This is a genomic window from Micromonospora palythoicola (assembly GCF_036689795.1).
Taxonomy (GTDB): Bacteria; Actinomycetota; Actinomycetes; order Mycobacteriales; family Micromonosporaceae; genus Micromonospora; species Micromonospora palythoicola.
Window position 1 is genome coordinate 33,784 of record NZ_JBAGKI010000035.1, and the last position, 21,029, is coordinate 54,812.

The window sequence follows — 21,029 nt, forward strand, 5'->3', positions numbered from 1 at the left end:
GGGTCACCAACCGGGTGAATGCAGATCGATGTCTTGACGGCGACGCAACGTCGCCGCAACACTCTTCGGCAAGCGCGCTCCCGCACCGCGGTGCCAACCCGGCGGCATCATCGTGCGGCAGCGTCAGCCGTCCCGAATCCCCGTCGCGCCCGTCGTCAGCAGCCCTCGACCGACAGGCGACGTCATGACACCACCCGTTTCCCTCGTACCATCCTCGCCAGGCCGCAGACCACGCACCCGCGGCCTGCTCACCGGCCTCGCGGTGGCTCTGGCCGCCGCGCTGGTTCCGACCGTCGGCGCGGTGCCCGCCCAGGCCGCGCCGGTCCTACTCTCCCAGGGCCGGCCGGCCACCGCCTCCTCCACCGAAGGCGGTGCCTTCCCCGCCTCGGCGGCCGTCGACGGCAACACCGGCACCCGCTGGTCCAGCGCCTTCAGCGACCCCCAGTGGCTCCGGATCGATCTCGGCGCCCGCGCCACCATCACCGGCGTCACCTTGAGGTGGGAGGCCGCGTACGCCCGGGCCTTCCAGATCCAGACCTCCGACGACGGCACCGCCTGGACCACCATCCACAGCACCACCACCGGCGGCGGTGGAACCCAGACGCTCACCGTCACCGGCAGCGGCCGCTACGTCCGGATGTACGGCACCCAGCGGGCCACCGGCTACGGCTACTCGCTGTGGGAGTTCCAGGTCTTCGGCGAGTTCGGCGGTGGCGGACCGGGTGACCCGGTCGAACCGACCGATCCACGGAACCCGAACTTCGGCCCGAACACGTACGTGTTCGATCCCGCCACCCCCACCGCCACCATCCAGAGTCGGCTGAACACCATCTTCAGTCAGCAGGAAACCAATCAGTTCGGCCCGCAGCGGTACGCCGTGTTGTTCAAGCCGGGCACCTACACCGCCGACGTCAACCTCGGCTTCTTCACCCAGGTCGCCGGGCTCGGCATGTCCCCCGACGACGTCAACCTCAACGGCCACGTCCGCGCCGAGGCGGCCTGGTTCGGCGGCAACGCCACGCAGAACTTCTGGCGGGCCGCGGAGAACCTGTCCGTGACCCTGCCCGCCGGGGTGGTCGTCGAACGGTGGGCGGTGTCGCAGGCCGCGCCGTACCGGCGGATGCACCTGCGCGGCGGCCAGAACCAGATCCAGCTCTGGGACGGATACAACGGTTGGTCCAGCGGCGGGCTGATGGCCGACACCCGCATCGACGGGCTGGTGGTCTCCGGCTCGCAGCAGCAGTGGTACTCGCGCAACAGCGAGTTCGGCAACGGCTGGACCGGCTCGGTGTGGAACATGGTCTTCCAGGGGGTTGCCGGCGCGCCGACACCGAACTTCCCGAACCCGTCGCACACCGTCATCCCGACCACGCCGCTGGTCCGGGAGAAGCCGTTCCTGTACGTCGACGGCACCGGCGAGTACCGCGTCTTCGTTCCGGCGCTGCGCGCGAACTCCTCCGGCACCAGCTGGTACAACAAGACCCCGGCCGGCTCGTCCATCTCGCTGGCCGACTTCTTCATCGTCCGGCCGGGCACCTCGGCGGCGACCATCAACAACGCCCTCGCCCAGGGTCGGCACCTGCTGTTCACCCCGGGCGTGCACCGGGTCACCGAACCCATCCAGGTCAACCGGGCCGACACCGTCGTCCTCGGCCTCGGGCTGGCCACCATCCAGGCCGACAACGGCACCGCCGCGATGCGGGTCGCCGACGTCGACGGCGTCAAGGTCGCCGGCATCATGTTCGAGGCCGGCGCCGTCAGCTCCCCGGTGCTGATGGAGGTCGGTCCCGCCGGCTCCTCGGCCAGCCACGCCGCCAACCCCACCTCGCTGCACGACGTCTTCTTCCGCATCGGCGGGCCGGGTGTCGGCCGTGCCACCACCAGCCTGGTGGTCAACAGCGACCACGTCATCGGCGACCACATGTGGCTGTGGCGGGCCGACCACGGCGACGGCGTCGGCTGGACGGTCAACACCGCCGACACCGGGCTGATCGTCAACGGCGACAACGTCACCATGTACGGCCTCTTCGTCGAGCACTACCAGAAGTACCAGACCATCTGGAACGGCAACGGCGGCCGGACGTACTTCTACCAGAACGAACTGCCGTACGACCCGCCCAACCAGGCGGCCTGGATGAACGGCTCGACCCGGGGCTACGCCGCGTACAAGGTGGCCGATTCGGTGACCAGTCACCAGGCGTGGGGGTTGGGCAGCTACGCCTACTTCAACGTCGACCCGTCGGTGGTCGCCGAGCGGTCGTTCGAGGTGCCGAACAATCCGAACGTGCGGTTCACCAACATGGTGACCGTGTCTCTCGGTGGGGTCGGCACGATCAACCGAATGATCAACAATGTCGGCACCACGGTCAACGCCAGCAACCAGGTGTCCTACCTGACCGCGTACCCGTAGACCGATCGACGCGGGCCCGGCCGGTGACACCGGTCGGGCCCGCGCCCGCCGACCCCCGGCCAGGCTCAGCCCGGTCGGGCAGGGCCATCCTCGACCGTCGCGTCCACCGGACCCACCCGCAGGACCCCATCGGTCAGCGGAGTGCAGCGGACGCCGCCCCGGCCGCGCAGGCCGCGCCAGGCGCCCGGCCCGACGGTCACGTCCATCCACGCGCACGGGTGTGCCGCCCGGTTCAGCCGCAGCCGCACCGGCCCCTGACCCGAGTCGAGCACCAGCACCGAGCCGACCAGGTCGTCCACGGGGATGCCACCGGTCAGAATGTTGCGCCGGACCTGTGCCAGGCCGGCACCCGGCGGCAACGACTCGGCTGCGATGACGGTGACGCTGGCCTGGCGGTGCGCGGCCTTGCCGAAGTACCGGTCCCCGACGATGCCCAGCTCGGCCCGGAGCTGGATCTCGTCCACCAGTTCGTCATCCGGCACCGGCACCGGGCCGTCCGCCGGCCGGCCCACGAACCGGTGCACGGGTGAGGCCAGCAACTGGACGATCTCCGGCATACCCCGACTCTAGGCCGCGCGGTGACCCGACGGTCAGGAGAAGCGGCGACCCTCGTCGCGCCGGTACGCCCAGCCGGCGAGCGACGCCAGCCCGACCACCCACACCCCTAGCATGATCATCGAGAGTGGCTCGGGCCGGAAGTCGCCCACCGCGCTCCACATCAACTCGACCGCGCCCCGCGTGGGCAGGAACGGCGCGATCGCCTCGATGAACGCCGGCGCCTGCCCGGGTGCGGTGAGCAGGCCACCGCCGACGGCCAACGGGAAGAACACCAGCTGGGCGACCACGATCGCCGCCTTGCTCGGCAGGGCGTACCCGATGGCCAGCCCCATCAGCGTGAACGGCACGGACACCAGCGCGACGGCGACGGCGGCGAGCGCGAACCCCGCCACGGAGGTTCGCGCCTCGGTGAGCAGAGCCGCGATGAGCACCACCGGCAGCAGCGACAGATAGGTGAGGGTCAGCCCGGCCAGGACCCGGCCGGCGAACCGGGGTGCCGGCCCCACCGGCAGGGTCCGCAGGTACGGATCCCACGGTTGGGCCCGGTCCTCGGCGACGCCGACGCCGTACTGGAAGACGTTCGCGCTGAGCACCGCGAAGGTGACCATGGCGGCGGTGGCGTAGGTGGCCCCGACGGCGTCGTCACCGACGGCCGGTACCACGAAGAAGAGCATCGCGACGGCGGGAAAGAACGCGCTGCCGAACACCGCGACCGGGGTCCGGACGAGTTCCAGCAGTTGGTAGCGGGCGTGGGCCAGGGCGTACGGCACGGCGTCTCCTCAGGCGGTGGTCGGTACGCCGGCCGGCGCCGGCCGGCTCTCGGCGGTGATGGTGAGAAACGCCTCCTCCAGCGAGGTGGGTCGGACCTCCAGGTCTCGGAAGGCCACACCGGCGGCGACCAGGTCGCGGACCAGTTGGTCGGCGTCGCCGGTGAGCAGGTGGATCCGCTCCCGGTCCCGTTCCACCCGGACCACGTCCGGCAGGGTCGGCAGCTCGTCGGCGGTCAGGCTGACCCGACGCAGGCCGACCACGCCACGGATGGCGGCGACACTGTCGTCGGCGAGCACCCGACCCTGCCCGATGACCACCACCCGCTGGGCCAGCGCCTCGATCTCCTCCAGGTAGTGGCTGGTGAGCAGGACCGTGCCACCGTCGGCGTGGAAGGCCCGGATCGCCTCCCACAGCGCGTGCCGGGCCTCGACGTCGAGCCCGGTGGTCGGCTCGTCGAGCAGGACCAGCCGGGGCCGACCGACGAAGGCCAGCGCCACCGCCAGGCGCCGCCGCTGCCCCCCGGACAGGCTGCCGGTCTGCCGCCGGGCCAGGTCAGCCAGGCCGAACCGGTCGAGCAACTCGGCCCGTGGCACCGGGTCGGGAAAGTGCGCGCCGACGAAGTCGACCACTTCACCGACGCGGAGCGAGCCGGGCAGCCCGGTCTCCTGAGGAGTGACCCCGACCCAGCGGCGGTACGCGGGGTTCCGAGGATCGCCGTCGAACAGCAGCACCCGGCCGCCGGTGGGGCGGCGCAGCCCGACGAGCAGGTTGAGCAGGGTGCTCTTGCCGGCGCCGTTCGGCCCGAGCAGACCGACCAGTTCGCCGGACCGCACGTCCAGGTCCACCCGGTCGAGGGCCAGGACGTCGCCGTAGCGTCGGGTGGCCTGTTCGGCCCGGGCGAGGATCATGGTGTCTCCTTGACATCGGCGGGCGCCAGCAGCGCCCGGATCGCCTCCGTGTACTCCTCGAAGGCCAGGCGACCACGGCGGGTGAGGGCGATCAGGGTGGTCGGGGTACGACCCCGGTGGGTCTTGGTGACGGCGACGTAGCCGGCCTCCTCCAGCCGCCGCAGGTGCACCGAGAGGTTGCCCGCGCTCATCCCCAGCAGCTCCTGCAAGCGCGGAAAGGTCACCTGATCACGATCGGGCAGGGCGGACAGGGAGGCGACCACCCGCAGCCGGGCCTGGGCGTGGATCACCGGATCGAGTTCGGTCATTGTCGGCCCCGGCGACGCAGCCAGCCCAGCAGCCCGGCGAGCAGCATTCCCCCGCCGCCGGCCACCGCGACGATCAGGGCGTGCCAGCCGGGACCGGCGATGGTGCCCAGCAGGTTGACCACGGTGATCCAGATGCCGAGCAGGAACAGGGTGCGGTCCAACCAGATCGCGCCGCCGGCCATGTGCAGGATGCCGGTCAGGCCCACCGCGAGGGCCGACCAGAGCAGCCCGACGAGGTCCGGCGGGAGGCTGTCGGACAGCCGGCCGGCGAGCACGAAGAGGGTGAGGAAGCCGAGCCCCCAGGACCAGCCGTACCAGGCGCCGCGCCGGGCGGACTCCCCGGCCACCTGCCCGTACGCCCGCGCGCCGGTCACCGCCGAGACGGCACCGGCGGCGGCCAGCAGGACGAACAACGTGCTCAGTGGCAGCCAGGAGGGCATCTCGACCAGGGGCACGTCACCCGGCGAGAAGTGGAGGAAGTGCAGCCCGAAGCCGATCAGCCAGGCCAGACCCCAGGGCCAGTAGTAGGCACGTGGGTCCGGCTCGAACTGACGCGCGGCGGTCGCCCGCTGCTCGTCGATCAGTCGCAGGGCCGCGGCCGGGTCCTCGGGGGGCAGGTCATCGTCGACTGTCACGCAAACTACTTTATGACGCAAAGTCAAGCCTGCTGACAGTGGACCCGCCGGTGGCCCGGCGCACCCCGTTGGTCTGCGGACCGCTCAGCGGTCCACAGACCAACGTGGTCGCTTGTCAGCCGGCGCAGGTCGCCGTGATCCCGGACGGCGCCGTGCCGGCCGAGGCGAGCAGCCCGAACGTGGTGGTGCCACCCGGCGCGACGGTGCCGTTGTACGACGCGTTGCGGATCGTGACGTCGGCACCGGCACCGGCGGACACGCCACCCCAGACCGACTGGATCCGCTCGTCGCCGGACCACCGCCACCGCACGAGCCAGCCGTCGAGCGACTCGCTGCCGGTGTTGCGTACGGTGACCGTGGCAACGAAGCCGCTGCCCCACCGGGCGTCGATCGTCGCCGTCGCGCTGCACGCCGACACCGCTTCGGTCCGCGCCGGGCCGCCGATGACGTACGGGTCTCGCCGGGCGTCGACGTCGCTGAACCGGAACCAGTACTCGGTGTCCGGGGTCAGCCCGTCGAGCGTCACCTGCCCGTTGCGCTCCAGCCCGGTCACCGCCTCGGCCACCGGATTCCGCCAGGTCGCCGCGTCTTCGTAACTGGCGAAGAGCAGCACGGTCATCGGCAGGTTGTAACCGCAGGGCGGGCCGCTGAACATCAGGGAGTAGCTGACGGTCATCGTGGTGGCGGTGACTCCGGTGACCATGCCGCTGATCGGCAGGGCCGGCGGGCACGCGACCGTCGGGGTCGCGGTCGGGCTGACGGTCGTCATCAGGCGCGGGGCCGCGATCGGGGCGGCCGGGGCGTTGGCGGCACCGGCCGCCGTGACCCCGGCGACAGCGGCCAGGGTCACGGCGGTCAGCACCACGCCGAACGTGCGAAGCATCCGTTACCTCCAGGAGACGGGACCGGCGGGGTCGGCTCAGCGACGGCCGGTCGGTCGTCGGGCGCCGGCCACCGGACCGCTGACGGCGTCGTCAGCAGATGTCACGGTGGCGGCACGTGCGAGAGAGAACTGCCCGGATGCGTGGCACGCGCGGCGCGCGCCAACGCCCGTCGAGCGACCGCACCGGCTCCAGACGCGGTCGACGAGCCGAGTCTCTCAGTCGACGTCCCTCGATACAACCGGCCGGTCAGGCGGACCCGACCCGAGCCGGAGACACGATGTCCAATCAGGACCGAATGCCGCTACTGCGTCCGTCGGGCGGGATCACCCCATCGACTTGGCGCCGTCGATGGCCTCACGGATGATGTCGGCGTGCCCGGCGTGCTGGGACGTCTCCGCGATGATGTGCAGCAGCACCCGGCGGGCCGACCAGCGGGCGCCCGGCTCGAACCAGGGCGCCGCCGGCAACGGCTGACCGACGTCGAGGTCGGCCAGGGTGACGACGAGCTCGTCGGTGCGGCGGGCCACCTCGTCGTACGCCGCCAGAATGCCGGCCAGGGTCTCCCCCGGCAGCATCTGGAACGACTGCGCGTGGCGCTCGTAGGCGCCCGGATCGTCCGAGCCGCCCATCGCCGTGGGACCCTCGAGGATGAAGTCGACCCAGCCGCGCTCGGTGTGCGCGACATGCTTGATCACACCACCCACGCACAGCTCGCTCACGGTGCTGCGCTCGGCGGCCTGCTGGTCGGTCAGGTCCCGCGCGGTGTTGCGCAGGAAGAAGCGGTGCTGGCGCAGGGCCTGGAGCAGGTCGGCACGCTCGGCTGGCAGATCGGTTTCGGTCATGGTCGGCCCTTCGTCGGCGGTCAGCCGGATGCTATCGGCCACCACCGACAGTTCCCTGCGCCAACGCCTCGCGCATCCGGTTGATCTCGACGCCCTGCTCCACCACCACGCTGCCGGCCATCTCGTTGACGGTCACGTCGGAGCCGAGCGTCAACGCCTCCTTGCCCATGTCGATCGCGCCCTGGTGGTGATCGGACATCATGTCGACGAACAGCCGGTCGAACTCGGCCCCGCGAGCGGCGGTGAGACGGTTCAGCGCCGCCGCCGACTGCATGCCGGACATCTCATGCCGATGGTCGCCCCCGGAATCCCGGTCGAGGCCACGGTCGGCCAGCCATGCCTCCAACACCTTGATCTCCGGCCCCTGGGCGGCCAGGATCCGATCCGCGATCGTCTTCAGTTGCGGGTTCTCGCCGCGCTCCGGCGCCAACCGGGCCATCACGAGCGCCTGCTCGTGGTGCGGGATCATCATGGCCACGAAGCGGACGTCGGCGTTGTTGTACGGCGGGCGCGGCAGCGCCGACGTCTCGTTCGCCGGCAGCGACGTCGCCGGCTCGCCGGGGCGTCCGGGCATCAGCACCGGCGCGGTGGCGTCCGGGTTCGCCGGCAGCTCGATCGGCGCGGGCGTACGCGTCGTCGCCGCCGGCTCCGAGTCGCCGTCCGGCCACCCGAGGACCAGCGTCGCCCCGACCACCAGCACCGCCAGCACCACCAGCTCGATCAGCACCCACCTGCGGGATCGCCTGAGCAGTTCCCGGATCCGTGCACCCAGCACCACGTGACTCCCGCCGTCGTCGAGCTTGGCCGGATGTTAGCGCGGACTGACCTGCGGCGGGAGAGGCGGGACGGCGAAAGGCCCGATTGGTCCCACCTGCGGCGGTCGCCGTACGCGGGATCCCCTTGCCGTGCGGCGTATCCAGGGCTGGTCGGTCCTCTGCGCACCCTCGCGCCGGCCCCTTGACCGGACACCCTGATCGGCTTAGCTTCATCGATCAGGAAGGTCTCTTAACTGATTTCGCCCACCCGCCGGGAGTGCCGATGCGATCGTTGCGTCCCCGCCACCTCACCGCCCTCGTCGTCCTGACCACCCTGCTCGTCGCCGCCGCGCCACCGGCCGCCGCCGCCGCGACCCCGGGCCGCAGCAGCGGATACCACCGGGTCGGTTACTTCACCCAGTGGGGCATCTACGGCCGGGCGTTCCCGGTGCGCAAGCTCGACACCTCCGGCGCGGCGAGCCGGCTCACCCACGTCAACTACGCCTTCGGCAACGTGAGCGAGGACGGCAGGTGCTTTGTGGACGGCGGCCCGGGCGAGGGTGACGCGTGGGCCGACTACCAGCGACCCGTCCCGGCGGAGGAGAGCGTCGACGGCGTCGCCGACACCTGGGGCGAGCCGCTCAACGGCAACTTCGGCCAGTTGGCCAAACTGAAGGCCAAGCACCCCGGGCTGAAGGTGATGATCTCGCTGGGTGGATGGAGCTGGTCGACGTACTTCTCCAACGCCGCCCGCACCGACGCCTCCCGCCGGGCCTTCGTCGCCTCCTGCATCGACCTCTACCTCAAGGGCAACCTGCCGATCCTGGACGGCGGCAGCGGCGGTCCCGCCGCCGCCGCGGGCGTGTTCGACGGCATCGACCTGGACTGGGAGTGGCCCAACTGGCCCGGCGAGCCCGGCAACGTCATCCGCCCCGAGGACCGGGAGAACTTCACCAAGCTGCTCGCCGAGTTCCGCCGGCAGCTCGACGCGTACGGCCGGCAGACCCGCCGCCACCACCCGCTTACCGCGTTCCTCCCGGCAAACCCGGCCGCCATGGACGCCGGCTACGAGGGACGCGAGATCTTCAGGTACCTCGACTTCGCCACCGTGCAGGGCTACGACTTCCACGGCACCTGGGAGGCGGTGACCAACCAGCAGTCCGCGCTGCGCGTACCGAAGGGCGCACCGGACGACCCGGACTTCTCCGTCGAGGTGGCGGTCGACGGCTGGATCGCCCGCGGGGCGCCGAGGCACAAGCTGGTCCTGGGCATCCCCTACTACGGCCAGGGCTGGACCGGCGTCAGCGGCGGCGGCGACGGGCTGTTCCAGCCGGCCACCGGGCCCGCTCCGGCCACCCACGCCGCCGGGATCGAGGACTACAAGCAACTCAAGAACCTGGCCCGGGAGGGGTTCACCGTCCACCGCGACCTGCGCGCCGGGCACGCCTGGCTGTTCGACGGCACGACCTTCTGGACGTACGACGATCCGGTGGTCGTGCTCCAGAAGACGCTCTACATCCGCCGGGCCGGCCTGGGCGGAGCGATGATCTGGTCGCTCGACGGTGACGACGACCATGCCACCCTGACCAGGACGATCAGCCTGGGACTCACCACCCGATAGCCGTACCGCCTCTCGGCCGCCGTCCCCGCACCGGCGGCGGCCGGGCGGCGGGGCTCAACCGAGGATGCCCTCGTGCAGCGCGCGGAGCACCGCGTTCGTGCGGTCCCGCGCGCCGAGCTTGGTCAGGATCGTGGAGACATGGTTCTTGACGGTGCCCTCGGCGAGGAACAGCACCTCGGCGATCTCCCGGTTGCTGTAGCCGTGCGCCACCAGCCGCAGCACCTCCTGCTCGCGTCCGGTCAGGCCCTGCACCGGTGGCGCCTGCGGGCCGGCCGGGGACGGCCCGGAGCGGATCGCCCGCAGCATCCGGTCGGTGATCGACGGGGCGATGAGCGTGCCACCGTCGGCGAGCGTACGGATGGCCCGGGTGAGCTGTTCCAACGTGACGTCCTTCAGCAGGTAACCCCGGGCACCCGCGCGCAGCGCGGCGAGCACGAGTTCGTCGTCGTCGAACGTGGTCAGCACCAGCACCGGGACGTCGACGTTCTCCGCCCGCAGCCGTTCCAACGTCCAGATGCCGTCGAACCGGGGCATCCGCAGGTCGAGCAGGATCACGTCGGGGGCGGTACGCGCGACGACCGGCAGCGCGGCGCGACCGTCGTCGGCCTCGCCGACCACGTCGATACCGGCGACCTCCAGCAGCCCACGGATGCCCTGCCGGATGAGGGTCTGGTCGTCGACCACCACCACCCTGGTCATCGCGCCGGCACCCGCGCGGTCACCCGGAACCCGTCGCATCCGTCCACGGACAGCTCACCGCCCAGAGCGGCGAACCGCTCGCCCAGGCCGCGCAGCCCGTTGCCGAGCGACGGTTCCGGTGCACCTCGACCGTCGTCCCGGGCGTCGAGCACCGTCTCCCGGTCGTCGCCGGTCACCGAGATCCGCAGGGTACGCGCGTCGGCGTGCCGGATGGTGTTGGTGACGATCTCCTGGGTGGCGCGGACGAACGCCGCGCTGTCGTCCTCGTCGATCCGCACCTCCGGTGACACCTCGATCGTCACGTCGAGACCGGGCAGATCCCGCGTCACCCGGCGCAACGCCTGCTCGAGGTCGGGGCTCTCGGTCCGCAGCCGGCCGACCGTGGCCCGCACGTCGCCGAGCAGGTCCCGGGCGACCCGGTCGGCCCGTTCGAGGTGGGTACGCACGGCCGGACCCTCCAGGTGACGGGCGGTCTCCAGTTCCAGGGTCAGCACGGTCAGCTGGTGGCCGATCAGGTCGTGCAGTTCGCGGGAGATGCGCAGCCGTTCCGCCGTGGCGGCCGATTCCGAGAGCAGCACGCTGGCGGCCTGCAGCTCGACGTGCGCCTCGGCCAGTTCGCGGCGCATGCGCTGTTCCCGCAGCAGCGTGACCGAGCTGAGCAGCGTCGCCACCTGGATCAGCAGGTAGAAGACCAGAATCATGGCGCCGTCGGCGGGGGCCCGGGTCAGCGACGCCGCGCCGATCGTGATCACCAGCGTGTTGGCGACCACCACCGCCAGACCCACCGGCACCGGCACCACGTACACGCTCACGGCGGCGGTGAGGACCAGCAGCACCGGCAGCAGGCCCAGGGTGGCGGCCGTCAACAGCAGGGCCCAGGCGGCGACGACCGCCACGGCGAACGCCGCGTACCGCACCAGCCGGGACAGCCGAGTGGCGACCGCGCCGAGCAGGGCGACCAGGTAGCCGGCGAAGAGCGCGATCCACCAGCCGCGCGCGATCGTGGTCCCGATGGCGCCGACCAGGCCTGGACCGGCGACGGCGACCGCCAACACGAGCATCGCGAGGCCGGACCATTCGTCTGTCCCGACGCGTCGCACCGGTCCACTCTAGGCCGGGCCGTGGCCAGCCCACCTGTGCCGGAAGTCATGCCCGCGGGTGGTGACTTCCGGGACCCGACACCGGCTGGAAGCGTTCGTAGCCTCAGGGCATGACCAGCATCGAACCGGCGATCCTCGCCGAGCGTCTCGCCAAGAGCTACCGCGGTACGCGGGCGGTCGTCGACGTGAGCCTGCGGGTCGAGCTCGGCGAGGCGGTCGGTGTGGTCGGTGCCAACGGCGCGGGCAAGACGACGACGGTCGAGATGATCGCCGGGCTACGCGTACCCGAACGGGGGCGGGTACGCGTGCTCGGCCTCGATCCGCGCCGCGACCGGGCGCGGCTGCGACAGGTCCTCGGCGTGCAGTTGCAGCAGGCCCACCTGCATCACGCGCTCCGGGTCACCGAGCTGGTCGACCTCTACCGCAGCTTCTATCCCGATCCCCGGCCCACCGGCGAGCTGCTCGACCTGGTCGAGCTGACCGAACAGCGCCGGACCAGCTTCGACAAGCTCTCCGGCGGCCAGCAGCAGCGGCTGTCCATCGCCCTCGCCATCGCCGGTCGCCCCCGGGTGGTGATCCTCGACGAGCTGACCACCGGGCTCGACCCGGCGGCTCGGCGACGGATGTGGGCCACGGTCGAGCGACTCCGCTCCGAAGGGGTCAGCGTGCTGCTGGTCAGCCACACCATGGAGGAGGTCGAGCGGCTCTGCGACCGGGTCGCGGTGCTCGACGCCGGCCGGGTCGTCGCGCTCGACACCCCGGCGGACCTGGTCGCCCGCGCCGGCGCCAGCACCCTCGACGACGCTTTCGTGGCGCTCACCGGCCGGCAGCTGGCGAAGGAACCGGCATGACCCCGCTCGTCGAGGCCCGCCGGCCCGGGCTGCGCTCGCTGGTGACCCTGATCCGGTGCGAGGCGAAAATGGTCGTCCGGGACACCGCCGGGCTGGTGGTCCCCCTCTGCCTGCCCCTGCTGATCATGTTGACGAGTGCCTCCGGCGCGAGCCGGACGGTCGTCGCCAACGGACGCACCGCGCTGGACCTGTACGTCCTGCCACTCGTGTTCACCATGGTCGTCGCGATCATCGGCATCATCAACATGCCGAGCTTCCTCGCCTACTACCGGCGCTCGGGCATCCTCCGCCGGCTCGGGGTCACCCCCGCCTCACCGGCCATGGTCCTCGCCGCACAGGCCGTCGTCAGCTTTCTCCAGGCACTCGCCGGCATGGCGGTCGCCCTGGTCGTGGCGTTCCTGGCCTTCGGTGCCAACCCGCCCGCCGATCTCGGCCGGGCGCTCGGAGTGGTCGCGCTGACGATGGCGGCGATGTACAGCGCCGGCATGATCGTCGCGGCGGTCGCACCCACTCCCAACTCCGCCGTCGCCATCGGCCTGGTCGCCTTCTTCATCCTCGGCGCCCTCGGCGGCATGTTCGGCGGCCGGGACTCCCTGCCCGAGCCGCTCGCCGAGGTCGGCGGCTGGCTGCCGTTCGGCGCGGCCGTCGAGGCCCTGTCGTCCGCCTGGGCCGGCGCCGCGGTGCCGGCGGCGAACCTGATCGGCCTCGCCGCGACGGTGGTCGGCGGAGCCGTGGTCGCGGGCGTGCTGTTCCGCTGGGAGTGACCCCGTCACGGTCACGCGCCGATCCCGGCGCCGCCGCACGGCGGCCGGACGCGCGGAGGCCGGACCGGTCGGTCAGGACGGCTCGGCGGAGAGCAGATAGTCGTCCGCCTCGCCGCTCCACCGCAGGCCGACCGCCCCTTCGGTGGCGGCGGCCTTGCAGAACTGGAGAAAGCCGCGGTAACCGAGCTTCTTCTCGCTGAAGTCCGGCCGCACCCGTCGGAGCTGGTTCTTCAGACCGGACAGGGCCACCTCGCCGGTGCCGCCGCTCAGATCGCGGACCACGGAGCTGAGCAACGCGAACCCGGTCTCCCGGTCGCCGTGTTCCGGCAGGGAGACCTCGGGATCGCCCTTGGCCGGGCCTTCCGCCAGCTCGACCACCCGCAGTTCGGCGAGATGGCGCAGCAGCTCCCCGAAGGTGCGGAACCCGTGGTCGGACTCGCTGAAGGTGGGATCCTTGCGCAACAGGGTCCGCTTCAACCGTGAGGCGGTCACCTCCCCACCGGAGCTGCGCTGCAGACCCGCCACGGTCTGGGCGACGAGGACGGCGAGCGCGTCGGCGTCCCGGGCCGGCTCCTCGGTCGGCGGCGCCTCGGGTTCGGCCTGCTCGACGGGCTCCGGCTCGGGCAGCCGGGCCGGACGGCTCCGTCGTCCCCGCGTCGGCAGGATGTCGACGCCCTCCAACCGGTCGTAGTAGAGGAACTCGTCGCACGCCGGTGGCAGCAGGGCCGAGGTGGACTTCTCCACCCCCACCCCGATCACCTGCTTGTTGAGTTCGCGGAGCTTGTGCACCAGCGGGGTGAAGTCGCTGTCGCCGGTGCAGAGGACGAAGGTCGAGATGTACCCGCGTTCGAAGGCCAACTCGATCGCGTCGACGGCCATCTTGATGTCGGCGGCGTTCTTGCGGGTGGCTCCCATCCGCTGCGGGATCTCGATCAGCTCGACGTGCGAGCGGGTCAACATCCGCCGGTCCTCGTCGAAGTACGACCAGTCGGCGTACGCCCGGCGCACCACCACCCGGCCGCGCTCGGCCAGCGCGTCGGCGATCGGTCGGAAGTCGAACATCGCCCCGCCGTGGTGGTCACGCACCCCCAGCGCCAGGTTCTCGTAGTCCAGAAACAGGGCGATCCGGTCCTCATGCTCCACCAGGGCAGCGTACGTCGAGGTGGTCGGGTACCCACCGGTGGCACCGCGCCGACGCGGGACCGTCACGGACGGCGGCTACCATCGCCCGATGGATCTTCGCGGCACGATCAGCCCGGACCGTCCGCTGCTCGTCCTGGCCATCGCCGAGGAGGCCGCGTACCTCGACGCGGAGTTCCCCGTGCTGCTGACCGGAATGGGAAAGATCAACGCGGCGGCCGCGGTGGCGGCGACGCTGGCCCGCTCACCGTTGCCGTCGGTGCTTGTCAACCTCGGCACCGCAGGCGCGCTGCACCCCGGTTGGACCGGCACCCACGAGATCGGCAGCGTGCTCCAGCACGACCTGGACACCGAGTTCATCCGCCGGCTCACCGGGCAGACCGTCGGCGCGCCCCTGGACCTGGGTGACGGGCCGACGCTGGCCACCGGCGACCGGTTCATCGCCGACGACGAGGCCCGCGCGGCCCTGAGCCGCCGCGCCCACCTGGTCGACATGGAGGGGTACGCGGTGGCGTCGACGGCGCACGCCCTCGGGGTACCGGTCCGGGTGGTGAAGCAGGTGAGCGACGAGGCCGGCGACGGGGCGGAGCGCAGCTGGCAGGAGTCGGTGGACGGCTGCGCCCGTGTCCTCGCCGGCTGGGTGCGGGACAACCTCTGACCGCAGTCCCTCGGGCGTGTGCTGGCGCTTACGGCACGTTTGACGCCGTGCGGTCCGGGTAGCCGCGCTGCTGCGGCTACGGATCGGAAAACGGGTCATGGAGCTGTCGGCACGCACGACGATCATCATGCGCAGTGGCGTCCGAGGGGTCATCGCCGCGATGGCGATGTCCGGGTTACGCCAGGCCACCACCTCCCTGAATCTGGTGCAGAGTTCACCGCCGAAGTCGGTGATGGAGAAGCTGGTGCCCGGGCTGCTCGACCGGTTACCCGGCGACCAGCACCCGGCGGCCCTGGCGGCGGCGCACTGGGGCTACGGGCTCGGTGCCGGGCTGGTCTTCGGCGCGCTCCCGAAACGCCTCCGTCATCGGATCTGGGTCGGCCCGCTCTACGGCATGGTGCTGCTGCTCGGCTTCCACGCCACCATCGCGCCGGCCCTGGGCATCGACCGCCGGCTGTCGGACTGGCACGAGCAGGCGGCCCTGGTCGCCGACCATCTCCTGTACGGCATCGTGGTGGCGGGCTTCCCGATGCCGCACCGGGACTGACCGTCACCGGTCGGCATGGCCCACTCCCCTGCCGAGCCTGTCGACGCGCCACGCGTCGACAGGCTCACACCAGGTCAGGCGCCGCCGGCCAGGTCGCGCCGGCGGAAGGCGGCCACGGCCGCCTGGGCGAGAGCGCCGGCGAGGACGGTCAGCACCACCACCGCGACCACGCTGACGTCCTCGAGCGGGTACTCCCCCACGTGCTCGAAGGGCGACAGCCGCAGCACGTTCTCGGGTAGCTCCAGGATCGGAGCGAAGTAGCCGGCGATCAGCCCGTAGCCGAGCACCACCCAGATCACCGGCAGCGCCCTCGGCGCCGCCGCGTAGAGCAGGGCGGCGGCACCGAGGACCAGCCAGACCGCCGGAGTGTGCGCGAGGTGGCCGAGCAGCAGGTCACCGAGCAGACCCGGGTCGCCGGTGCTCGCCGCCGCGCCGACGCCCATGCCCGCACCGGCGACCAGCAGCAGCCACGGCACGCCGAGCGCCACGACGGCGAGGTGACCGCCGATCCAGGCGGCCCGACTGACCGATGTCGCCAGCACCGGCTCGGCCCGGCCCTCGGTCTCCTCGGCGCGCAGCGACTGCACCGCGAGCACCGCGAAGACCCCGACGACGAGCGCCATGGTCAGGCCCATCATGCCGAGGTAGCCGGCGAGCAGGTCACCCGAACCACCACCCATGACCTCCACCAGGTCCGCGGGTGCGTTCTCGAAGCCGTCGAGCAGGGGCTGGGTGAACGATCCGTAGGCCACGCCGGCCACCAGCAGCGCCGCGCTCCAGCCGATCAGGCTCGCCCGGTGCAGCCGGAAGGCCAACGCGAGCGGGCCGGCCAACCAGCTCGCGGCCCGGGGCGGACCCGGGCGGGGCGGCACCAGGCCGGCACCGAAGTCGCGCCGCGCCGACAGGACGTAGCCGGTGGCGGCGGTCGCCGCCGCGAAGGCCAGCGCGATGGCCAACGGCCACCAGCGGTCGTGAACGTACGCGGCGGTCTGCTGCGACCAGCCGATCGGCGACAGCCAGGACAGCCAGGACGGCCCGCTGCCCTGCACCGCCGCCATGTCGCCGAGGCCGCGCAGCACGAACGCGGCACCGAGCGCCGTCCCGGCCATGCCGGAGGCGGCCCGTGGGTACTCCGACAGCTGGACGGTGACCGCGGCGATGCCGGCGAAGGCGAGGGCGACCGCACCGACGGAGGCGCCGAACAGCATGGATCCGCCCGCGTCGAAGCCACGGCTGGTCATCATCGCGCCGATCAGCAGGGCGACCAGCGCCGCCATCGCGGCAGTGAGGGTGAGCGCGGCGGTCAGCTGGGCGTGCCGACCGACCACGTTGGCGCGGACCAGCTCGGCCCGGCCGGTCCGCTCCTCGGTCCGGGTGTGCCGGACCACGGTGAGCAGACCCATCAGCCCGGCGCCGAGCAGCACGTACAGGCCGTACTGGCCAGCCAGGAAACGTTCGATGGTCAGGTCGTCGAAGCCGAAGCCGGGCCCGCCGAACAGGGCTCCGGCGGGGCTGCTGGTGAAGGCGGTCAGCCCCGCCAGGTCCTCGGGTGTCTGCGCGATGGTGTCCAACGCGGCGGCGAAGTACGTCATCAGCAGGGGCAGACCGAGCGTCCAGGCGGGCAGCCGGATCCGGTCGCGGCGCAGCATGAACCGCAGGAGGTTGCCGGTCCCGGTGACGGCGTTGCCGGTACCGGTGCCCGCCGGTGCCGCGCGGTGGAGCGTCGTCGCGGTCATCACGCCACCTCCCCGGCACCGTTGCCGACGAACCGGTCACCGTAGTGCCGCAGCAGGAGTTGCTCAAGCGTCGGCGGCCGGACGGTCAGTCCCTGCACACCGAGGTCACCGAGTTCGCGTACCACGACGGCGAGCTGGTCGCCGTCGACCTCGAAGCGGACCTGGCCGTCGGCGGTGCGCAGACCGTGCACGCCGGCCAGGTCGGCCAGGCCGTCGGCCGGCCGGTCGGTGACGGCCTCGACCGAGGTACGGGTGAGGTGGCGCAGTTCGGTGAGTGAGCCGGTCTCGACGATCCTCCCCTGTCGGATGATCGAGATCTGGTCGGCGAGCACCTCGACCTGGGCGAGGATGTGGCTGGACAGCAGCACGGTGCGGCCGGCGTCCTTGACCTCGCGGATGCACTCCTGGAACACCGCCTCCATCAACGGGTCCAGCCCGGCGGTCGGCTCGTCGAGCAGCAGCAGCTCGACGTCGCTGGCCAGCGCCGCGATGAGCGCCACCTTCTGCCGGTTGCCCTTGGAGTAGGTGCGGCCCTTCTTGCTCGGGTCCAGGTCGAAACGCTGGCACAGCTCGTCCCGGCGCACCGGGTCGGTGCCGCCGCGCAGTCGGGCGAACAGGTCGATCGCCTCGCCGCCGGTGAGGTTGGGCCACAGCTCCACGTCGCCGGGCACGTAGGCGAGCCGCCGGTGCAGGGCGACCGCGTCGGCCCAGGGGTCACCGCCGAGCAGCCGGACCTGGCCGGCGTCGGCGCGCAGCAGTCCGAGCAGGATGCGGATGGTGGTGGACTTGCCGGCGCCGTTGGGGCCGAGGAAGCCGTGCACGGTGCCGGCGTCGACCCGCAGGTCGAGTCCGTCGAGTGCCTTGACCCGGCCGAAGGACTTGTCGAGGTGGTGGATGTCGATGGCAGCAGTCATGGTGGTTGACCTCGTTCGAGGTAGCCCCGGGGCAGGCCGGGGTGCGATGTGGTTGATCGACGGATCCGGGGCAGTGCCACGCGGAGTCCGGTGTGTTTCGCGGTGGTGCGCGGATGAGTGGGCCACGCGGCGGCGTGGTGGCGGTTCAGCTCGCCGTACCGTCGGGGTCGGCGGCGTTCGGTGCGGCCGACGGCGGATCCGGTACGTACATCAGGTACTCGTCGAGCATCGACCGATCGACGAGCAGCCCGTCGGTGAACAGTTCCAGCGCCGGCAGCGCCAGTTCTTCCATGTACCGGCGGAACAGGGCGGGGAACTTCTCGGGCTCCGCGTCGGCACCGTGCAGGGTGAACCAGAGCAGCATGCTGCCGGTCGCCTGGTAGGCCAGGTAGCGGGTGCGGGCGGCCCGGTCCCGGCTGGGCCGCACCACCCCGGCCGCCTCCCCGGCGGACAGGTACGCCTCGGCGTCGCTGATCATGTGCTCGATCAGCTGGGCGGCCAGCTCCCCGCCGGCCTGCATGCTGCGCAGCAGGTACTGCACCATCGGCGCGAACTGCTCGACCTGGGCCATCTGCGCCAGCAGCATCGTCCCGGTGCCGTCGGTGAGCGCCTTCTCCTTCTCCCGGCGCATGATCTCCAGCAGCCGCTCGTCGCAGGCGCGACGGAGCCCGTCCTTCGAGCCGAAGTGGTGCACGATCAGCCCGGCGGTCACTCCGGCGTCCGCGGCGATGGTGCGTAGCCCGACCCGGAAGCCGTCGCGGGCGAACCGGGCGATGGCGGCGTCACGGATGCGGCTCGCGGTGGCGAACTCGCCGCCGCGCTCCTCCGAAGCTCCGCCCAGGGACGTCACGACACCAGATTAAACACTTGTTCAATCGCCCGGCAAGGCCCTGCGGCCGCGTTCCTGCGAGACGCCTGGGAACGACCTGATGACCTCGGTCACCATCCGCTGACGGCGGTCGACCCTCAGTCGGGCTCGGGGGCGGGGATCTCGCGGAGACCGGCCTCGTCGAGGCGCAGCCACCGCTCGACCCCGATGTCGGCCAGAAACCGTTCGTCGTGGCTGACCACGACGAAGGCCCCCCGGTACGCGTGCAACGCGTTCTCCAACTGGCCCACGCTGACCAGGTCGAGGTTGTTCGTGGGTTCGTCGAGCAGCAGCAGGTGCGGCGCCGGCTGGGCGTAGAGGACACAGGCCAGGGTGGCGCGCAGCCGCTCACCGCCGGAGAGGACGCCGACCGGCAGTTGGGCGCGGTCGCCCCGGAACAGGAACCGGGCCAGCAGGTTCATCCGCTCCGACTGCTGACGGTCCGGGGCGTACGCGGTGAGGTTCTCCAACACGGTGCGCTCGGGATCGAGCAGGTCCAGCCGCTGCGACAGGTACGCCACCCGACCGTCGGCCCGACGCACCAGCCCGCCCTGCGGATCCAGGTCACCGAGCAGCAGGCGCAGCAGGCTGGACTTGCCGACACCGTTGGGGCCGGTCAGCGCGATCCGTTCCGGACCACGGATGGTCAGGTCGAGGCCGTCCCCGGCGAACAGCGACCGGCCGCCGTACCGGACCTGCATCCGCTGCCCCTCGACCAGGGTGCGGCCGGCCGGGACGTCGGTCTCCGGCAGTTCCACGGCCAGCGTCTGGTCGTCCCGCAACGCCCGACCGGCCTCGTCGAGCCGGGACTGCGCGGCGCTGACCCGGCTGGCGTGTGCCTGCTGGGCCCGGCCCGCCGACTCCTGGGCACTGCGCTTGAGCCCACCGGCGACGATCCGGGCCAGACCCGCGCTGCCGAGATTGCGGGCGGCGTTGCCGGCTCGCCGGTCGGCGCGCTCGCGGGCCTGCTGCATCTCCCGCTTCTCCCGCCTGACCTCCAGCTCGGCGCTGCGCACCTGACGCTCGGCCAGCTCCCGGGCAGCCCGTGCCGCCTCCGCGTAGGCGGTGAAGTCGCCACCGAACATCCGCACCTGCCCGCCGTCGAGCTCGGCGATGCGGTCCATCCGGTCCAGCAGCATCCGGTCGTGGCTGACCAGCAGCAGGCAGCCGGACCAGTTCTCCAGCACCGCGTACAGCCGGTGCCGGGCGTCGATGTCGAGGTTGTTGGTGGGCTCGTCGAGCAGCAGCACGTCGGGACGCCGCAGCAGCTGCGCGGCCAGACCGAGGGAGACCGCCTGGCCGCCGCTGAGGGTGTCCAGGCGACGGTCCAGCGCCACCTCGCCCAGACCCAGCCGGTCGAGTTCGGCGCGGCTACGCTCCTCGACGTCCCAGTCGTCACCGATCGCGGCGAAGTTGTCCTCGCTGGCGTCGCCGGCCTCGATGGCCCGCAACGCGGACAACGCCGGGGCGACGCCGAGCACCTGCGCCACGGTCAGGTCACCGGTGAGCGGCAGGTGCTGCGGCAGGTAGCCGAGCAGTCCCTCGACGGTGACGCCGCCGCCGGTGGGTACGAGATCACCGGCGATCAGGCGCAGCAGCGTGGACTTGCCGGCGCCGTTCGGCGCGACCAGGCCGGTGCGACCCGGCGGCACGGTGAAGGACAGGTCCTGGAAGACCGGGGTGTCATCCGGCCAGGAAAAGGACAGGTTGGTGCAGACGACGCAGACGTCGGACATCGAGAGAGACCTCGGATGAGAAGCCGGGGCGACCACGCCCCGGGCAGACAGACAGGGCACGACACGACAGGCCGCCGTCACGGCGGCCGGGGGTGCTCACCCCGAGATGTCGTCGTCCCCCGAAAGCATGTCGCGCGCTCCTCGCTGCGTACCGGGCGGTTGAACCGCAGGGGCCAAGCCTAGCAAGTGCCGGTCCCGGCCAGGGCCGAGCCCGGGGCCCCCCCCCCCGGCCCCCCACCCCCGCGGGGGGGGGGCCCCGGACGCCCCCCCCCGGCCGCGCCCCCCCCCGGGCCACCCCGCCGCCGCGGGCGCCCCCCCCCCCCC

The 21,029-nt window shown here is 72.0% G+C and carries 21 protein-coding genes and 1 pseudogene; 6 read left to right on the forward strand and 16 right to left on the reverse strand.

What is annotated here, in order from left to right; all coding sequences use genetic code 11:
* The first annotated feature begins 184 nt into the window (after positions 1-184).
* Positions 185-2,410, forward strand: coding sequence for a discoidin domain-containing protein (locus tag V5O40_RS16970; protein WP_332906350.1), 2,226 nt, complete (start codon positions 185-187; stop codon positions 2,408-2,410).
* Positions 2,411-2,475: 65 nt separating this feature from the next.
* Here V5O40_RS16970 and V5O40_RS16975 read toward each other — a convergent pair whose 3' ends face one another.
* The 8 genes from V5O40_RS16975 to V5O40_RS17010 form a co-directional block, all read right to left on the reverse strand.
* Positions 2,476-2,967: a molybdenum cofactor biosysynthesis protein gene (locus V5O40_RS16975; protein WP_332906351.1), complete on the reverse strand. Its 492-nt coding sequence runs from the start codon at positions 2,965-2,967 to the stop codon at positions 2,476-2,478.
* A gap of 33 nt (positions 2,968-3,000) precedes the next feature.
* Complete coding sequence (locus V5O40_RS16980) at positions 3,001-3,738, reverse strand: ABC transporter permease (protein ID WP_332906352.1); 738 nt, start codon at positions 3,736-3,738, stop codon at positions 3,001-3,003.
* A 9-nt stretch (positions 3,739-3,747) separates the two neighbouring features.
* Complete coding sequence (locus V5O40_RS16985; RefSeq protein WP_332906353.1) at positions 3,748-4,647, reverse strand: ABC transporter ATP-binding protein; 900 nt, start codon at positions 4,645-4,647, stop codon at positions 3,748-3,750.
* The gene (locus V5O40_RS16990; protein ID WP_332906354.1) at positions 4,644-4,955 is read right to left on the reverse strand and encodes a transcriptional regulator; all 312 of its coding nucleotides are present in this window, start codon (positions 4,953-4,955) and stop codon (positions 4,644-4,646) included. The genes V5O40_RS16985 and V5O40_RS16990 overlap by 4 nt, the downstream gene beginning before the upstream one ends.
* Positions 4,952-5,590, reverse strand: a complete 639-nt coding sequence (locus tag V5O40_RS16995; RefSeq protein ID WP_332906355.1) for a transporter — start codon at positions 5,588-5,590, stop codon at positions 4,952-4,954. Before V5O40_RS16995 ends, V5O40_RS16990 begins: the two co-directional genes overlap by 4 nt.
* 115 nt (positions 5,591-5,705) lie before the next feature.
* Positions 5,706-6,473, reverse strand: a complete 768-nt coding sequence (locus V5O40_RS17000) for a cellulose binding domain-containing protein (RefSeq protein WP_332906356.1) — start codon at positions 6,471-6,473, stop codon at positions 5,706-5,708.
* Positions 6,474-6,797: 324 nt separating this feature from the next.
* Positions 6,798-7,361: a DinB family protein gene (locus V5O40_RS17005; RefSeq protein WP_332906357.1), complete on the reverse strand. Its 564-nt coding sequence runs from the start codon at positions 7,359-7,361 to the stop codon at positions 6,798-6,800.
* Entirely contained in the window at positions 7,348-8,091 is a 744-nt protein-coding gene (locus V5O40_RS17010) for a DUF305 domain-containing protein (protein ID WP_332906358.1), read from the reverse strand. The genes V5O40_RS17005 and V5O40_RS17010 overlap by 14 nt, the downstream gene beginning before the upstream one ends.
* A 428-nt stretch (positions 8,092-8,519) precedes the next feature.
* On the opposite strand from V5O40_RS17010, the gene V5O40_RS17015 reads away from it, so the two are divergent.
* Positions 8,520-9,692: a glycoside hydrolase family 18 protein gene (locus V5O40_RS17015; protein WP_408631899.1), complete on the forward strand. Its 1,173-nt coding sequence runs from the start codon at positions 8,520-8,522 to the stop codon at positions 9,690-9,692.
* 54 nt (positions 9,693-9,746) lie between these two features.
* On the opposite strand, the gene V5O40_RS17020 is transcribed toward V5O40_RS17015, so the two are convergent.
* Positions 9,747-10,391, reverse strand: a complete 645-nt coding sequence (locus V5O40_RS17020) for a response regulator transcription factor (protein WP_332906360.1) — start codon at positions 10,389-10,391, stop codon at positions 9,747-9,749.
* Positions 10,388-11,491 (reverse strand): sensor histidine kinase, encoded by a 1,104-nt coding sequence (locus tag V5O40_RS17025; RefSeq protein WP_332906361.1) that lies wholly within the window; start codon positions 11,489-11,491, stop codon positions 10,388-10,390. Before V5O40_RS17025 ends, V5O40_RS17020 begins: the two co-directional genes overlap by 4 nt.
* A 110-nt stretch (positions 11,492-11,601) precedes the next feature.
* Here V5O40_RS17025 and V5O40_RS17030 point away from each other — a divergent pair, with 110 nt between their 5' ends.
* Together V5O40_RS17030 and V5O40_RS17035 are read left to right on the forward strand one after the other, a co-directional pair.
* On the forward strand, positions 11,602-12,342 hold the full coding sequence (locus V5O40_RS17030) for an ABC transporter ATP-binding protein (protein WP_332906362.1): 741 nt from the start codon (positions 11,602-11,604) through the stop codon (positions 12,340-12,342).
* Positions 12,339-13,106 carry an ABC transporter permease gene (locus V5O40_RS17035; RefSeq protein ID WP_332906363.1) on the forward strand — a complete coding sequence of 256 codons (768 nt, stop codon included), beginning with the start codon at positions 12,339-12,341 and terminating at the stop codon, positions 13,104-13,106. The genes V5O40_RS17030 and V5O40_RS17035 overlap by 4 nt, the downstream gene beginning before the upstream one ends.
* 72 nt (positions 13,107-13,178) lie before the next feature.
* On the opposite strand, the gene V5O40_RS17040 is transcribed toward V5O40_RS17035, so the two are convergent.
* A complete protein-coding gene (locus V5O40_RS17040; protein ID WP_332906364.1) occupies positions 13,179-14,249 on the reverse strand; it encodes a PIN domain-containing protein in 1,071 nt (356 codons plus the stop codon).
* Between the two features lie 88 nt (positions 14,250-14,337).
* Between V5O40_RS17040 and V5O40_RS17045 the strand changes: the two genes are divergently transcribed.
* Both V5O40_RS17045 and V5O40_RS17050 read left to right on the forward strand, forming a co-directional pair.
* Positions 14,338-14,904, forward strand: a complete 567-nt coding sequence (locus V5O40_RS17045; RefSeq protein ID WP_332906365.1) for a nucleosidase — start codon at positions 14,338-14,340, stop codon at positions 14,902-14,904.
* A gap of 97 nt (positions 14,905-15,001) precedes the next feature.
* The gene (locus V5O40_RS17050) at positions 15,002-15,451 is read left to right on the forward strand and encodes a hypothetical protein (RefSeq protein WP_332906366.1); all 450 of its coding nucleotides are present in this window, start codon (positions 15,002-15,004) and stop codon (positions 15,449-15,451) included.
* 74 nt (positions 15,452-15,525) lie between these two features.
* On the opposite strand, the gene V5O40_RS17055 is transcribed toward V5O40_RS17050, so the two are convergent.
* From V5O40_RS17055 to abc-f, 5 genes and pseudogenes are all read right to left on the reverse strand, one after another.
* The gene (locus V5O40_RS17055) at positions 15,526-17,187 is read right to left on the reverse strand and encodes an ABC transporter permease (protein ID WP_332906367.1); all 1,662 of its coding nucleotides are present in this window, start codon (positions 17,185-17,187) and stop codon (positions 15,526-15,528) included.
* Positions 17,187-18,101, reverse strand: a complete 915-nt coding sequence (locus V5O40_RS17060; RefSeq protein WP_332906368.1) for an ABC transporter ATP-binding protein — start codon at positions 18,099-18,101, stop codon at positions 17,187-17,189. Before V5O40_RS17060 ends, V5O40_RS17055 begins: the two co-directional genes overlap by 1 nt.
* A 145-nt stretch (positions 18,102-18,246) precedes the next feature.
* The gene (locus V5O40_RS17065; RefSeq protein ID WP_408631900.1) at positions 18,247-18,732 is read right to left on the reverse strand and encodes a hypothetical protein; all 486 of its coding nucleotides are present in this window, start codon (positions 18,730-18,732) and stop codon (positions 18,247-18,249) included.
* Positions 18,733-18,765: 33 nt separating this feature from the next.
* Positions 18,766-18,951 (reverse strand): annotated as a pseudogene (locus V5O40_RS27970) (TetR/AcrR family transcriptional regulator); the annotation flags it as partial.
* A 116-nt stretch (positions 18,952-19,067) separates the two neighbouring features.
* Complete coding sequence (abc-f, locus tag V5O40_RS17070) at positions 19,068-20,705, reverse strand: ribosomal protection-like ABC-F family protein (RefSeq protein WP_332906370.1); 1,638 nt, start codon at positions 20,703-20,705, stop codon at positions 19,068-19,070.
* Positions 20,706-21,029: the final 324 nt, after the last annotated feature.

Excerpts from the sequence above, each read along its gene's own strand:
- V5O40_RS16970 (WP_332906350.1), top strand. The coding sequence starts at position 185 with ATGACACCACCCGTTTCCCTCGTACCATCCTCGCCAGGCCGCAGACCA.
- V5O40_RS16975 (WP_332906351.1), bottom strand. The coding sequence starts at position 2,967 with ATGCCGGAGATCGTCCAGTTGCTGGCCTCACCCGTGCACCGGTTCGTG.
- V5O40_RS16985 (WP_332906353.1), bottom strand. The coding sequence starts at position 4,647 with ATGATCCTCGCCCGGGCCGAACAGGCCACCCGACGCTACGGCGACGTC.
- V5O40_RS16990 (WP_332906354.1), bottom strand. The coding sequence starts at position 4,955 with ATGACCGAACTCGATCCGGTGATCCACGCCCAGGCCCGGCTGCGGGTG.
- V5O40_RS17000 (WP_332906356.1), bottom strand. The coding sequence starts at position 6,473 with ATGCTTCGCACGTTCGGCGTGGTGCTGACCGCCGTGACCCTGGCCGCT.
- V5O40_RS17020 (WP_332906360.1), bottom strand. The coding sequence starts at position 10,391 with ATGACCAGGGTGGTGGTGGTCGACGACCAGACCCTCATCCGGCAGGGC.
- V5O40_RS17030 (WP_332906362.1), top strand. The coding sequence starts at position 11,602 with ATGACCAGCATCGAACCGGCGATCCTCGCCGAGCGTCTCGCCAAGAGC.
- V5O40_RS17035 (WP_332906363.1), top strand. The coding sequence starts at position 12,339 with ATGACCCCGCTCGTCGAGGCCCGCCGGCCCGGGCTGCGCTCGCTGGTG.
- V5O40_RS17045 (WP_332906365.1), top strand. The coding sequence starts at position 14,338 with ATGGATCTTCGCGGCACGATCAGCCCGGACCGTCCGCTGCTCGTCCTG.
- V5O40_RS17050 (WP_332906366.1), top strand. The coding sequence starts at position 15,002 with ATGGAGCTGTCGGCACGCACGACGATCATCATGCGCAGTGGCGTCCGA.
- V5O40_RS17055 (WP_332906367.1), bottom strand. The coding sequence starts at position 17,187 with ATGACCGCGACGACGCTCCACCGCGCGGCACCGGCGGGCACCGGTACC.
- V5O40_RS17060 (WP_332906368.1), bottom strand. The coding sequence starts at position 18,101 with ATGACTGCTGCCATCGACATCCACCACCTCGACAAGTCCTTCGGCCGG.
- V5O40_RS17065 (WP_408631900.1), bottom strand. The coding sequence starts at position 18,732 with ATGCGCCGGGAGAAGGAGAAGGCGCTCACCGACGGCACCGGGACGATG.
- abc-f (WP_332906370.1), bottom strand. The coding sequence starts at position 20,705 with ATGTCCGACGTCTGCGTCGTCTGCACCAACCTGTCCTTTTCCTGGCCG.